9 protein-coding genes and 1 tRNA gene are annotated in these 13,627 nt (G+C 71.6%); 4 read left to right on the plus strand and 6 right to left on the minus strand.

All coding sequences use genetic code 11. From position 1 onward, the window contains the following. Positions 1-277 precede the first annotated feature (277 nt). Together ACZ5ON_RS28980 and ACZ5ON_RS28985 are read left to right on the plus strand one after the other, a co-directional pair. On the plus strand, positions 278-1,237 hold the full coding sequence (locus ACZ5ON_RS28980) for a pirin family protein (RefSeq protein ID WP_465598892.1): 960 nt from the start codon (positions 278-280) through the stop codon (positions 1,235-1,237). Positions 1,238-1,434: 197 nt separating this feature from the next. Further along, positions 1,435-1,508: transfer RNA gene (locus tag ACZ5ON_RS28985), tRNA-Met, on the plus strand. Between the two features lie 427 nt (positions 1,509-1,935). On the opposite strand, the gene ACZ5ON_RS28990 is transcribed toward ACZ5ON_RS28985, so the two are convergent. From ACZ5ON_RS28990 to ACZ5ON_RS29000, 3 genes are all read right to left on the minus strand, one after another. Continuing rightward, positions 1,936-2,331, minus strand: a complete 396-nt coding sequence (locus tag ACZ5ON_RS28990) for a septal ring lytic transglycosylase RlpA family protein (RefSeq protein ID WP_465598894.1) — start codon at positions 2,329-2,331, stop codon at positions 1,936-1,938. 35 nt (positions 2,332-2,366) lie between these two features. Beyond that, positions 2,367-3,071, minus strand: coding sequence for a polysaccharide deacetylase family protein (locus ACZ5ON_RS28995; protein WP_465598896.1), 705 nt, complete (start codon positions 3,069-3,071; stop codon positions 2,367-2,369). A 74-nt stretch (positions 3,072-3,145) separates the two neighbouring features. Then, a complete protein-coding gene (locus tag ACZ5ON_RS29000) occupies positions 3,146-4,024 on the minus strand; it encodes an RICIN domain-containing protein (protein ID WP_465598898.1) in 879 nt (292 codons plus the stop codon). A 444-nt stretch (positions 4,025-4,468) separates the two neighbouring features. Between ACZ5ON_RS29000 and ACZ5ON_RS29005 the strand changes: the two genes are divergently transcribed. Beyond that, positions 4,469-7,408 (plus strand): AfsR/SARP family transcriptional regulator, encoded by a 2,940-nt coding sequence (locus ACZ5ON_RS29005; RefSeq protein WP_465598900.1) that lies wholly within the window; start codon positions 4,469-4,471, stop codon positions 7,406-7,408. Positions 7,409-7,412: 4 nt separating this feature from the next. Here the strand turns inward: ACZ5ON_RS29005 and ACZ5ON_RS29010 are convergent, their stop codons facing one another. From ACZ5ON_RS29010 to ACZ5ON_RS29020, 3 genes are all read right to left on the minus strand, one after another. Beyond that, positions 7,413-9,137 (minus strand): serine/threonine protein kinase, encoded by a 1,725-nt coding sequence (locus ACZ5ON_RS29010; protein WP_465598902.1) that lies wholly within the window; start codon positions 9,135-9,137, stop codon positions 7,413-7,415. 100 nt (positions 9,138-9,237) lie between these two features. Continuing rightward, the gene (locus ACZ5ON_RS29015) at positions 9,238-9,477 is read right to left on the minus strand and encodes a hypothetical protein (RefSeq protein ID WP_465598904.1); all 240 of its coding nucleotides are present in this window, start codon (positions 9,475-9,477) and stop codon (positions 9,238-9,240) included. A gap of 79 nt (positions 9,478-9,556) precedes the next feature. Continuing rightward, positions 9,557-12,445: a BREX system ATP-binding domain-containing protein gene (locus ACZ5ON_RS29020; protein WP_465598906.1), complete on the minus strand. Its 2,889-nt coding sequence runs from the start codon at positions 12,443-12,445 to the stop codon at positions 9,557-9,559. Between the two features lie 409 nt (positions 12,446-12,854). Between ACZ5ON_RS29020 and ACZ5ON_RS29025 the strand changes: the two genes are divergently transcribed. Then, positions 12,855-13,595, plus strand: a complete 741-nt coding sequence (locus ACZ5ON_RS29025; RefSeq protein WP_465598908.1) for a thioesterase II family protein — start codon at positions 12,855-12,857, stop codon at positions 13,593-13,595. The last annotated feature ends 32 nt before the right edge of the window (positions 13,596-13,627 follow it).

Below are 13,627 nucleotides of genomic sequence, written 5' to 3' on the forward strand. Positions count from 1 at the left end.
CTCGTACGGGCCCGCCGGCCGCGCGCCGGCGGGGCCTTGCGCGTCGGGCGAGCTGGCGGAGCCGGAACGGGAACGGGTGCACGGAGTTGGGACGGTCTGCGGCACGGGGAGTTGGACGGTCTGGGCCGCGTGGCACCCAAACCGCAGCCGCATTCTGGAAGTCGGCCGGGAGTCGGCCGTGCCGCGGGGTGTGGCTGGCGCCTCGTGAGACGTACGGTATGCATCGGTACCGCCTGTCGGAATCACGGTGAACCCGGCCGCCTGCCCTGGAGTTCGAATGAGCAACCTGGACCTCAAGCCCACCCCGACCTCCTGCGGCGGGGAGGCGCACACGGGACCGGTGAAGGAGCTGCTGACCGGCCGGCAGGTGCAGCTGGGAGAGTCCACCCAGGTCCGGCGGCTGCTGCCGAACCTCGGCCGTCGGATGGTCGGAGCCTGGTGCTTCGTCGACCACTACGGTCCGGACGACATCGCCGACGAGCCCGGCATGCAGGTGCCGCCGCACCCGCACATGGGCCTCCAGACGGTCAGTTGGCTGCACGAGGGCGAGGTGCTACACCGCGACAGCCTCGGAAGCCTGCAGGCCGTGCGCCCCTTCGAACTCGGCCTGATGACCTCCGGTCGCGCCATCTCGCACTCGGAGGAGTCCCCGCGCGAGCACGCCCGGTTCCTGCACGGCGCCCAGCTCTGGGTCGCCCTCCCCGGCGAACACCGGCACACCGACCCCGCCTTCGAGCACCACGCCGACCTCCCGAAGGTCACCGCGTCCGGCCTCGACGCCACCCTGATCCTCGGCTCCCTCGACGGCGCCACCTCCCCCGGCCGGACGTTCACCCCCTTGGTGGGCGCCGACCTCGCCCTGCGCGAGGGCGCCCAGCACCGCCTCCCGCTGGAGCCGGACTTCGAGTACGCGGTCCTCGCGATGACCGGCGGCGTCGACGTGGACGGAGTCCGGGTCGAACCCAACTCGATGCTCTACCTGGGCTGCGGCCGCCGCGAACTCCCGCTGCTGGCACGGACGGACAGCTCGATCCTGTTGCTCGGTGGCGAGCCGTTCGAGGAGCGGATCGTGATGTGGTGGAACTTCATCGGACGATCCGGCGAGGAGATCGTACAGGCCCGCGAGGACTGGCAGAAGGGGGTCCGGTTCGGGGAGGTGCACGGTTATGCGGGCGCTCGGCTGTCCGCTCCTACGCTGCCTTCGGTGCCGCTGAAGCCGCGCGGACGGGCACGCTGAACTGCGGAAACTCAGCCTGAGCGGTGTGTCTGGGTATTGCTGGCCGGTCGGGGTCGGATGTCCCGCCGGTGCTCCGATGGGCAGGCTGTCAGACGGGCTTGTGGGTGCCGTGACCCGCCGTGCAACGCCCGTGCCCGTGTCCGGTGGGCAATGGATTTCCGTAGCAGCCCGCGGTGCCGTATGGTTGGTTTCACCAACGCGGGGTGGAGCAGCTCGGTAGCTCGCTGGGCTCATAACCCAGAGGTCGCAGGTTCAAATCCTGTCCCCGCTACGACGAAGGCCGGGTCCGAAGCACGATGTGCATCGGACCCGGCCTTGTTCATCTGTCCCATGCTTTGGCCGGGGCCAGACGTTCGGCGGATCTCCCGAGGGGGCGCCCCGGGGATTGCACCTCTGGGTACGGTCCCACTGTCGATCTCGACTTTCGACGTTCTGGCAGGACTGATCAAGCGGCGGTGTCGAGGCTGGCTGCGGCCCTCGTCCTGGCCGGCAACCCCGGTGCGGGCGGCTACTACACGCCCTACCTCGACGAGCACGAGCGCGCTGCGTTCGGCTTCAAGACCGGCGAACTCGAATCGGCGCGCGCCGAGTTGTCGATGCTGCACGACGACGAGCGGCTCACCCTGCTCGCCGACGTGATGACGGTGGGGCGGGGCCCCGGCCCGGGCGGCCGAGGACCCCGCCGGTGCGGACGGGCGTCAGTTCTCCGCGATGTCCAGCGTCACCGTGGCCAGGCCCTGGTCGGGGTCGGCGATGGTGCTGAACGCGCCGAGGGTGAGGTCGATGCATCGGCTGGTGTTGGTCGGCCGGTCGTTGATCCGAACCGTCACCGATTGCCCGGTGTCGGTGTCGGTCACCGTGACCTCCGATCCGAAGGGCAGGTCGGGGCTGGCCGCGGTCATCGCCTGCGGGTCGAACACCTCGCCGTTCGCGGTCGTCGAGCCCGGTGGTATCTCGCCGGGCGCTCCGTACCAGGAGGCGGTGCAGGAGTCGGCGGCGTGCGCCGGGGCCGCTGCGACCGCCGGCACGCCCACGGCGAGCAGCGCCGCGGCCACCGCTTGCCCGGCTAACCTGGTCAGCTTTGTTCCTGTCATCGGGGCAACTCCTTCTGGCTGTCTCGGCGGTGTGCTCAGCCGAGCACGGCCGGGGCGTCGTCGGTGAAGTTGTTGTTGGCGAGGTCGCCGAGGATCTGGTCCATGGCGGCCACGCTCTGGCTGCGGTCGTTCTCCTCCGAGCCGTCGTGCATGAGGATCACGCCACCACCGCTGAACTCCCGCTTGTAGTTCTGGAAGATGGTGTCGACGCCCGGGGTGCGCCAGTCCTCGGTGTCCACGGACCAGCCGATGGGCTGCATGCCCTGTTGGGCGGCGTACTGTGTGGCGTCGGGGGTCCAGCCGCCTTCAGGCGCGCGGAAGTACTCGATGTCGGCGCCGGGTGCGGCCGCGTGGATGGCGTCCGAGGCGGCCTGGATGTCGGCCCGCTGCTGGTCCGGGGTCTGGGTGGTGGGGTTGACGTGGTGCATGGTGTGGTTGCACAGGTGGTGGCCCTCGGCCACGATCCGCTGCACCAGGTCGGGATACGCCTGCGCGTGGTCGCCGATGAGGCAGAAGGTCGCGTGCACACCGTGGGCCTTGAGCAGGTCGAGCACCTGCGGCGTCCACGTCGGGCTCGGACCGTCGTCGATGGTGAGGGCGAAGGTCTGGCTGCCGGATCCGGTCGCGGTCTGGGTGACCACGTCGGGCGTGGCGGCCGAGGCGGTGCCGGGCACGGTCAGCAGGACCACCCCGACGGCGGCGGTGGCGCAAAGGCGGGTCAGGGTACGGGTGATGCGCATGGGAACTCTCCTGTTCGGTGAGTGAGTGGTGAGCACCGGTCGTGAGGAAGACCGGGGCTTGAACTGGTGGAGCGTCAGGCCGCGAAGTCCTGAGCCCACCAGTAGGTGCCGTTGACGACGGTCAGGCCGACGCCGGTGTAGGTGAAGTCGCCGAGCATGTTGGCCCGGTGGGTGGGCTCGTCGATCCAGGCCTGCACCACCGACTGGGCATCCGTCCAGAAGCCGGGCGCGCCGGCGGCGTTCTCTGCCACCGCACCCATCGGGTGGCTGTAGCCGTAGGCCTGCAGCGAGGCGAAGATGCGGTCGAAGGTGTAGTGCCCCTGCTGCCCGTGCGCGGCTTCCGCATCGGCCTCGTCCTGCGCGGTGTGTGCCAGTGCCGGGTCCGGCTGGAGCGGCGGCTTGCCGTTCTGCGCGCGGTAGTCGTTCACCAGGTCGATGACCTGTTGCTGGAGCGTGGACGGGTCGGACGGTCCCTGTGGTGCCGTCCACACCTGGGCACCGCTGTGGTTGCAGGTGTATATCTGCACCTGGGTGCCGTTCGTGGTGGTCCCGTCGGGCACGTCCAGGCACTTGCCGGACTGCGGGTTGACGAGGGTGCCGCCGCCGGCGTACGTCCAGTTCTGCGAACCCATGCCGTTGCACTCGTACAGCTGGACCGGGGTCCGGTCGTCCGTGCCGCCATCCGCGACGTCCAGGCACTTGCCCAACGCGGTCAGGGTGTTGGCCGAGCTGTCATGCGTCCATTGCTGCTCATCGGAGCCGTTGCAGTCGTTGATCTGCACCGGCGTCCGGTCGTCCGTGCTCGCGGACCGGACCTCCAGGCACTTGCCGCCGTTCCCTTGGATCTGGCCGCTCTGCCCCGCAGCGGCCTGGGCGCTGCCGGTCAGCCCGGCGCCCGCGGCGGCCAGGACGGCCGCGACGGCCAGGGCCCTGCTCAGTACGCGTACTGCCACTTGCTCGCTCCTCCCTTGGGCGTACCGCCGGACCGGACGGGCCGACGGTGCGTTGGGCAGGACCCTAGGAGGGGTTGATGGACGGTCGATCGACGGATCCGGTCATCGAATGTCGACCTGCTGTCGACGTACACGTGAATGTGCCCAGCCGCGTACGAGTGAACGGGCCCTGTCGCAGATCTCGCGATCCGGCCCGGCACGCTGGCCACGTCCGTGATCACGTCCGGCGTGCAGCTCACGAGATCTTGAGACGCTTCTCCCTTGCCTGGCTGGCGTGGTGGTCGAGTCAGTCGACCGCTCGGCTGAGGCGGTGAGGCTCCGTGCGCGTGCGCGAGCCGCCGTCGTACCAGTCGCACCACCGGAGGCGTCAACTCCCGTTCAGGGGCGATGCGGTCGGTATCATGTGTGGCGATTGGTTTGTGGACGGACAGAGGGGGGCGGCTGGTGGGCGGGTTGCGGTTCGCCGTGCTCGGGCCGGTGCGGGGGTGGCGGGACGAGGGGGAGCTCGCGCTCGGGCCGCCTCAGCAGCGGAGCATGCTGCTCTCGCTGCTGCTCCGCGCCAATCATCCGGTGTCGGCCCAGCAGCTCATCGACGACCTGTGGGGCGAAGAGCCACCCGCCAAGGCCATGGGCGTGATCCGGACGTACGTCCACCGTCTGCGCCGGATCCTCGGGCCCGCCGCGCTGACCTCGCTCGGCGGGGGCTATGCGCTCGCGGTCGAACCGGGGCGGCTGGACACGGATCGTTGCGAGGAGCTGATCAGCAAGGCGAAGCGGTTCCGCAGCGCCGGGCAGTGCGCTCGCGCCGCCACCACGCTCCGCTCCGCGCTGGCCCTCTGGCACGGCGAACCGATGCCCGGACTCCCCGGCCCCTACGCCGAGCGGCAGCGTGGCGAGTGGACCGAACGACGAGTTGCCTTACTGGAGTTGTGTCTGGAGGCCGAGGTCGAAGCCGGGCTGTCCGGCGAGACCGTGGCCGAGCTGGCCGCCGTCGCGGCCGAACACCCGCTCCGGGAGCGGCTAAGCGAGCTGCTGATGCTCGCGCTCTACCGGACCGGCCGGCAGGCCGAGGCCCTGAACGTGTACCGCGCGACGGACCGGCGGCTGCGGGCGGAACTCGGCGTCACCCCGGGGCCCGGCCTGCGCGAGTTGCAGCGCCGGATCCTGGCGGCCGACGCCACCCTGGTAGCGCCCGCTCCGCCCCGGCCCAACGCCGAGGAAGCCGAAACATCGCCGCACCAGGCGCCGGTACGGCCGACCCAAGTCCCGGCCGACGTCACCGACTTCACCGGCCGCCAGGCGGAGATCACGGCTCTGCGGACCGTCCTGCTCGCTCCCCGCAGCATGCCCGTGGCGGCCGTCGCAGGCCTGGGCGGCGTGGGCAAGACCGCGCTGGCCGTCCATGTCGCGCACGGGCTCGCCGCCGACTTCCCCGACGGCCAGCTCTACCTCGACCTGCACGGGGCCGACGGCCGCCCGACCCGGCCCGAGGAGGCACTGGGCGCCTTCCTGCGTTCCCTCGGCGTGCCGACGGAAAGCATGCCACCCAAACTCGCCGAGCGTTCCGCCCAGTTCCGCTCACTGCTCTCCGGCCGACGGGTGCTGGTCGTGCTCGACAACGCCCGGGACGCGGAGCAGGTCAGGCCGCTGCTACCGGGCGGGCCCGGCAGCGCCGTGCTCATCACCAGCCGGACCAGGCTGGGTTCACTCCCCAACGCGCACTTCACCGAGCTGTCCGTCTTCACCCCGGAGGAGGCCGTCGGCCTGCTCGGCCAAGTGGTCGGCCAGGAGAGGCTACTGGCCGAAGCAGACGCGGCAGGGGAGCTCGTCCGGCTCTGCGGCCACCTCCCGCTGGCCGTACGCATCCTCGCCGCCCGGCTGGCCTGCCGCCCGAGTTGGACCGTGGCCCGGCTGCTCGACAAGCTGTCCGAGAGCCGCTACCGCCTGGACGTGCTGCGCACCGGAGACCTCGCCGTCGAGTCGGCCTTCCGCTTCGGCTACGACCAGCTGGGCGCCGAACAGGCGCGTGCCTTCCGCCTGCTGGCGGTGCCCGATGCGCCCGATCTGTCGCCGGCCGCGGTCGCGGCGGTGCTCGACCTGCCCCAGTACGAGGCCGAGGAGCTGGCCGAGTCGCTGGTCGACTGCTCGATGCTGGAGACCGTGGCGCCGGATCGCTACCGGCATCACGACCTGCTGCGCGCCTTCGCCCAGCGGCTCACCCAGGACTCGGAGAGCATCGAGGACTGCCGAGCCGCGGCCCTCGTCCGGCTGGCGGTCCATCACCACACCGAGACCACTGCCGCTCTGGGCCCGTCAGCCGCCCGTGCGGCGCTGCCCACCACCAGGGCGCCGCACGCTCCCGACTCCCGCGCGGCCGCTCGCGGTCGCGGCGAGTACCTCAGCATCGGCGCACTGGTCAGCCAGTACGCCAGGCTCCCCGAGCCGACCAGCCTCGATCTGATGGCCGAACTGCTGCTCGGATGCAGCCTGTTGTGCGAAACCGGCCAGGCGACCCGGCCGCTGGGTCATGCGGCCAAGGTCCTGCTGCAGGCCGCCATCCAGCAGGGCTACCGCACGGCCGAGACCAGGGCCCGGCTGGTGCTCGGGCGGCTGCTGACCGAGGTCGGATCCGAACCCTCCGCCCTGGCCGAACTGCTCAGGGCCCGCGATCTCTGCACCGCCCACGACCTGCCGAGGCCCCTGCTCGCCCTCGCCCACGCCTCACTGGCCGCCTGCTTCGTCCAGGTCGGCAGGCCGAGCGACGCGGTCGAGGGCTTCACGGCGGCGGTCTCGGTCTGGGAGCGGCTCGGCGACCGCCGCTCGGTGGCGGGCGAGCTGCTCAACCTGGCCGGTGCGTTCGCCGAGCTCGGCAGGTTCGAGGCCGCGATCCGTGTCATCGACCAGTCCCTGGCGATCTGCCATGAGCTCGCCGACCGCGAGCTCCAGGCGCTCGCCCTCGACTCGTTGGGGACGATCGCCCACGACCGCGGTGAGTTCGAGCAGGCACTGGACCACCACCGGGGTGCCCTCGCCCTGCTGCGACCGGACGACCGCCGCCGGACCGGCCGTACGCTCCTGCGGCTCACCGAGTCGCTGCGTGCCGTAGGCCGGAGCGCCGAGGCGGTGGAGGCAGCCGGCCGGGCGGTCGAGGTGCTGACGCTCGACGGCGACCGCAGGGGTCGGGGGCTGGCCCTGGCGGCGCTCGGTGACGCGCTGGCGGACCGCGACGCCACCAAGGACTCGGCCCAATCCTGCTGGTCAGAGGCTCACGACATCCTGGCCGCCATCGGCTCCCCCGAAGCCGACCGACTGCACGCCCTGATCGGACCTGGCCGGCCCGCCGACCGGCCCCGTCGGCAGTGGCCGTCGTGGCTGCCGGCCTGACGGGTCAGGAGATGGTCCACACCTGGTTGGCCGCGTTCGAGCAGGCCTGCACGAAGGCCCACTGGGCGAGTCCGCCGGACGTCAGGCACTGCTTGGTCCAGGAGTTGACGATCTGGTAGCCGCCCGTGACCGGCACGAAGGACCAGAGCTGGTTGTCGTCGCCCGGTGGGTTCGTCCAGATCTGGATCCTCGCGGTGGCCAGGTCCAGATCCAGCACCTTGGTGTAGTTGCTGGAGCCGTTGCGCAGGAAGTACTTCCCCTCGGAGAACTTCTCCAGCCGCCACAGCTGGGCCGGGGTGCGGTTGACGAAGTAGGTGCCGACCAGGTTCCCGTCCTTGTCGGTGGAGTTGGAGTTGTCCAGCGCGACACCACCGCTGGTGAGCTGCGCCAGCGCGGGCAGCTGCGGCTCCGGCTTCGGCGGCGGCGTGGGTCGCGGTTGTGCGGTGTCGGTGGCTGTAGCCGTGGTCGTGGTCGGTGCGGAGGCGGCGGACGTGGGCGGGGCCGCGGAGGTCGGCGCGGACGGGGTCGGCCGGGTGGGCGCGGCGGAGGTACGCCGAGCGCCGGACGCGGGCCCGGCGATGGGCGTGCCGCTCTCACCGGCACTGGGGCTGGCGGACGGTGCCGGAGTCGTCTCCTGCGTCGACGGCAGCCCGCCGAGCGGGCGGCCGACACACACCGGTCCGGGCTTGACGGGCCGCGTGAGGTCCACCGTCGTCCCGGCGCCGATCGGATCGCCGGCCGTCAGGTTCTCCCGGCCCTGCTGGAACACCGTCGCCCCGGCAGCCCAGGTGAAGCAGGGCAGTAGCACCACCGCCACCGCAAGCAGCACGCGCCGGCGAAGGCCCGCACGCGGGGTACGCCCGGCGACCGGCCGGAGCGCGTCGGGGGCCGGCGCTACGTCAGTTCCGACCATCGCCAGGGCCTCCCGCACCGCCGTGGCCATGGCCGCCGCGTCGGGCCAGCGCTCGCCGGGCTCCTTGGCCATCGCTCGTTCGACGAGCGCCCGCACCGGCTCGGGCACCTGGGCGGGAAGCGGCGGCGCGGGCTCCGTCAGGTGCTTGAGGATCACCTCGAGGGCGGTCTCCCCGTCGAAGGGCAGGCTCCCGGCGAGGCATTCGTAGAGGACCACGCCGACTGCGTAGAGGTCCACCGAGGCGGTGACCGTCCCGGTGGAGGCCTGCTCCGGCGCCTGGTACGCGGCGGTGCCGAGCACCATCCCCGGTACGGTCAGCCGGGCGTTGCACCCGGGCCGGGCGATGCCGAAGTCCGCGATCACCACCTGCTCGCCACGGACCATCAGGTTGGCCGGCTTGATGTCCCGGTGGACGACTCCGGACTCGTGCGCGACCTCCAGCGCCTCCAGGACCTGGAGAGCCATCCGGAGGGCCTCCGCCACCGGCAGGCGGTCGCGGCGCTCCAGCACGGTGCTCAGCGGTTCCCCGTCGATCAGCTCCATGACCAGGTACGCGACCGAGCGGTGCCCGTCCTCGGTACTGTGCCCGTAGTCGTGAACGCCGACGATGCCGGGATGCCGCAGCCCCGCCATGACACGGGCCTCGGCATGGAAGCGTTCGGCGAATCCCGACTCGTCCAACAGGGCGGGCTTCAGGACCTTGACCGCCACCCGGCGGCCCAGGACCTCGTCCTCGGCGAGCCACACGTCGCCCATCGATCCACCGCCCAGCCAGTCCACCAGCCGGTAGCGGTCGCCGAGCGCGGTGCCACGCATGGTTCTCCCTGAATCAGCTCTGCGGGCGCACTCCGGCCCGTCCCCCGTCCGAGATACGCTCCGAGGAGCGTGACACCGGCCGATAAGTGCTGACTTGCCGTCAGATAAATGAGACCGACCGGCAATAGGGCTTGCTTCCTCCCCGCCGCCTCAACAGGTCACCTGAGCCCGGGTGGCCGCATCGTGATTCCGATGCGGCCACCACGCCGTCCAGCGGGTTCTTGTCGTAGAGGTCGAGCCGGTGCGCGTCGAGGAGGATCGACTCCAGGCCGTCGAAGGCGTTGGACCGCGTCGCCAGGCCGGCCCCGTTCCGCTCCATCGTCCGGATGGAGCCGTCCACGACCTCGTGATCGAAGATGGCCGCTCGATGGCTCCGGAGAGCCGGGAGCAGGTGGTGCTCCAGCGAGGCGGAGGCGGCCTCAGGCCGCGGGATGCGAATCCCGGCGTTCCTGGCTGCGGTAGAGCTGCGGAGCGGGCCGGGCCACGCGAAGACTCGGGTGGCGAGCCGGCGACTCGTCCGTGCGGCCGCGGCGAGGCAGGACGGGAGCGCTGCGCGGTTCCTCCTCGGACGGGAAGTACCTTGCCAGCTCGTGCCGCCCGCTGATGCGCAACTTCCGGTAGGAGTGGGTGAGATGGGACTCGACGTTGCGCAGGCTCACCTTCAGCTGCTGGGCGATGCTGCGGTTGCTCATACCGCGTGAGGCGAGTTCGGAGACCTGCCGTTCGGTGGGGGTGAGCAGCGATTGCGTGGAGTCCTTGCGCGGGTCGGGTCGCCCGCCCGCGCCCCTCAGTTCCCGCTGCACCGCCTTCACCAGGCCGTCGGCGCCGAGTGAGATGCCGACCTCGTTGGCGCGGTGGAGTAGTTCGCGGGCGCGCCCGATCTTGCCGCTCTGGCAGTGGGCGCACCCCGCCGCGTACAGGGCGTGGGCGAACTGCAGTGGTGTCGAGGCCGGTTCGAGGAGTTCTGCGGCTTCGCTGGCGAGCCGGAGCGCCTCGCGTCCCGAGCCGACGGCGGCCTGGGTGACCAGGGCGCGGGCCAGGGCGAAGGGGGCGTTCCAGCGGCGGGCCAGATCGGTCTCCTCCTGGGCGATCCGGCGGGCGTCGGCCACGTCGCCGAGTGCCATCCGGAGCGTGGCCAGGGTCGAACGCCAAGGCAGGATCGCCGGGTTGACGACGCCCCGGCGCTCCAGCTCCGCCGCGCAGTGGGCGATCAGGGCGAGGCCGCGCTGGGTCTCGCCCAGCCGTCCGAGAGCTCGTCCGGCGCTGTGCAGGAGGTGGAGCCGCCACCAGGTGCCGGGTTGGTCGCCGGGGAGGGGCGGGGCCTGGTCGAGGAGGGCGCCGGCTCCGGCGATGTCGTCCTTCTCCAGGGCTGAGTCGATGAGGACACTGCGGGCGAGCGCCCCGGTGTGGTACCGGTCGGCGCCGATCCCGGTGAGCAGGTCCATGGCGTGGCGGGCGTCCTGCTCGGCCTCGGTCAGCAGACCGCGGTGGAGCTGGGCCAGGCCGCGTACGGCCAGGGCCTCGGCGATCCGGGTCACGGTCCCCTCGGCACGAGCCAGTCGTACCTCGGTGTCCAGGTGCCGCTGGACCTCGTCCACGTCGCCGGCCCAGAGCAGGGCGAGCAGCGCGTGGTACCAGGTGGTCGAGCCGTACGGGGCACGCGGTACGGACAGGATGCGGTGGGCGATCCGCCGTACCGCGGGCGCGGAGTCACCGGCGGCGGTACGGAGCAGCAGCACCCGTGCCAGCCGGTCCCCGTCCCCGTCCCAGGCTTGGTAGGTGCCCTCGTGGATCCGTACGTGGGTGAGCCCTTGGTGCAGTCGCGCGGCGGCGGAGGGGTCCCGGCCACCTGTCTCCCGCAGGGCGTCCTCCAGGACTTGGCGGGCGCGGGCGGGTTCGTCGAGGCGGAGGAGGATGTCGGACAGCCGCAGCGCCTGGCGGGTCCGTTCGGCGGGAGCGGAGGTGATGGCGACGTGTCCGGTCAGCGCGCGGGCGGAGGCGGGCAGGTCCAGGCCGGTGAGGGCCTGGATCCGCAGGTCTTCGGCGCGCGTGGCCAGGTCGGTCGGTACACCGTGCAGCACGGCCTTCTCGATCAGGTGGCGGGCGCCCGCCGGGTCGAGGCCGACCATGCCGTGGGCGATGTCCAGCAGCAGCCGGGCCATCCACGGCTCGTCCAGGCGGTGGGAGCGCAGCAGATGGCCGGCGATGTCCTCGCAGGGGGCGCCGCGCAGTCTCAGGCAGCAGGCGGCGAGGCGGTGGAGTTCGGAGCGCTCGGCGCAGGGGATGTCCTGGTAGAGCAGCTCGGCCAGCACGGGGTGACGGAACTTCAGGTCGTGTGGACACAGCAGCCCGGACTCGGTGAGCCGGCTGAGACATCGGCAGACGTCCTCCGTGGACACCCCGCACAGGTCGGCGAGGAGGGCGGCGTCCAGTGCCGTGCCCAGGATGCTGGCGGACCGGGCGACCTCGACGCCGTTGGGGTCCAGGCGCCGGAGCATGCACAGGATGCGTTCCTTGACCGACTGGAGGCGCAGCCGTTCGTCCGGTGGGTCCGCCGGTCGGGCCCCGATGGGGCGGGGAGGAGCGGTGCGGGCCGCGGGCACGGTCCGTATCTGCTCGGTCAGCAGATACGGGTTGCCGCCGCTGTCGGCGATCAGGGCGTCCACGGACTCCTGTCCGTGGCCGCAGAGTTCGGCGGCGAGGTCGAGGGCGGCGCTCGGGTTGAGGTCGTGCAGATGGATGTAGCGGTCGGGGCGGATGCCCTCCATGAACTCGACCAGCAGGTGCTGGTCGGTCGCCGCTTCGCCGCGGCGCTTGGTGACGAGCAGCAGGACGGGGAGGTTCTCCAGACGGCGGCTCAGGAAGCCCAGCCACAACAGGGACTGCCGGTCGGCGTGCTGGACGCAGTCGACCGTCAACAGGATCGGGGTGCGCTGCGCGGCCCTGCCCAGACAGGCGCACAGCTCCGCGAGGAGCGGGTAGACGGCTTCGGCCGGCTCGCCGTCACCGCGGTACGCACCGCATAACGAGAAGGCGCGCTGCCATTCCCCCGCCGCTTCGGGCAGCGTCCCGAGGAGCTGGTGCACGACCCCCAGGGGAAACCGCTGCTCGGTCAGGGACGCGGTGGCCGAGAGCACGACCATGCCCTGCTCCCGGGCGGTCTCCCCGGCCCAGCGCAGGAACGAGGTCTTGCCCGTGCCGATGATCCCCTCGACCAGCGCGACCGCGCCCGCGCCGACTCTCACGGAGTCGAGCAACTCAGTGATGATCTTGGATTCTTCGCTCCTGCCGAATAGTTCCAGGGGCACGGCCCCTCCACCTCCTGCCTAATCGGTGAACGACCTGGGTGACGCGGAAATTGCCTGAGGCTGCCGACCTGCGGACTGAGAAACGCCGACCACGCAAATGGCGTGTACACACAGATGTGAACTGACGTTAGCACGACCGCCGTTGAGTTCCTACAGCGTATTGGGCCCGACGGTTCCCGAGAGCGGTCCTTCGGTCAGTGCTTCGGAGCAACCGTATTGATGTCCACGGGCACCGCACGGTTACGGTCGGCATGGCTCAGCGCCGTGACCTGCGACGGGTACGGAAAGCAGCTGCGGCGCATCGCGGAATATTCACTTCCACCTGTTGGCGGAAATCTGACGGAAGGATCGGTACCCGCGTGTCTGCGATCAGTGAGCGCTGCGCCGAGGCACGGCAGGTGAGCGGCCGATGGTGAGCGACTGCTCCGTGCGGCTGTTCTGCCTCCCGTTCGAGGGCGTCTCGGCGGGCGTGTACCTGCCCTGGAGCGACGTGCTCGGGCCCGCGGTGGTCGTCACACCGGTGGAGTTGCCGGGGCGAGGCCGCCACCCGCGGACCCGCCCGTACGAGCGCCTGGAGCCGCTGCTGGCCGAGATCACGCAGTTCGTGTGCCGCATGCGCGACCGGCCGTTCGCGCTGTACGGGCACGGCTTCGGCGCTCTCCTCGCCTACGAGATCGCGGCCCGGCTGGAGTGGGAGCACGACGCGGTGGCCGAGCGGCTGTACGTGTCCGGCGCCGGCGTGCCGCACCGGCCGGCGCCGGAGCAGGCGCTCGGCCGGCTGCCGGACGCCGAGCTGCTGCGCAGGCTCGGCGAGCGCGGCCGGATACCCCCGGGCGCCCAGGACCCCCGGCGGGCGGTTCGGGTGTTGCCCGCGCTCCGGGCGGACCTCGCCGTCCTGGGGGCGTACCAGCGCGATCCGCGCCATGTCCTGCACTGCCCGATCACCGCCATGGGCGGGGTGGACGACCGCAGCGTCACCCGCGCCGACCTGGCCGGATGGCGCCGGTGCACCCGGCGCGCCCTGCGGGTGCGGACGTTCCCCGGCGGCCACTACGTCCCGCTCACCGCCCGAGCGGAGCTGCTGGAAACGCTCAGCTGGGACCTGATGCACCAGCAGACCGCGCCCCGCACAGCCGCCCGGGCGTACTGAGCGGTCCCCAAAACGGCAACAAGAATTGTCCG

This window comes from Kitasatospora sp. NPDC032150, assembly GCF_055579945.1.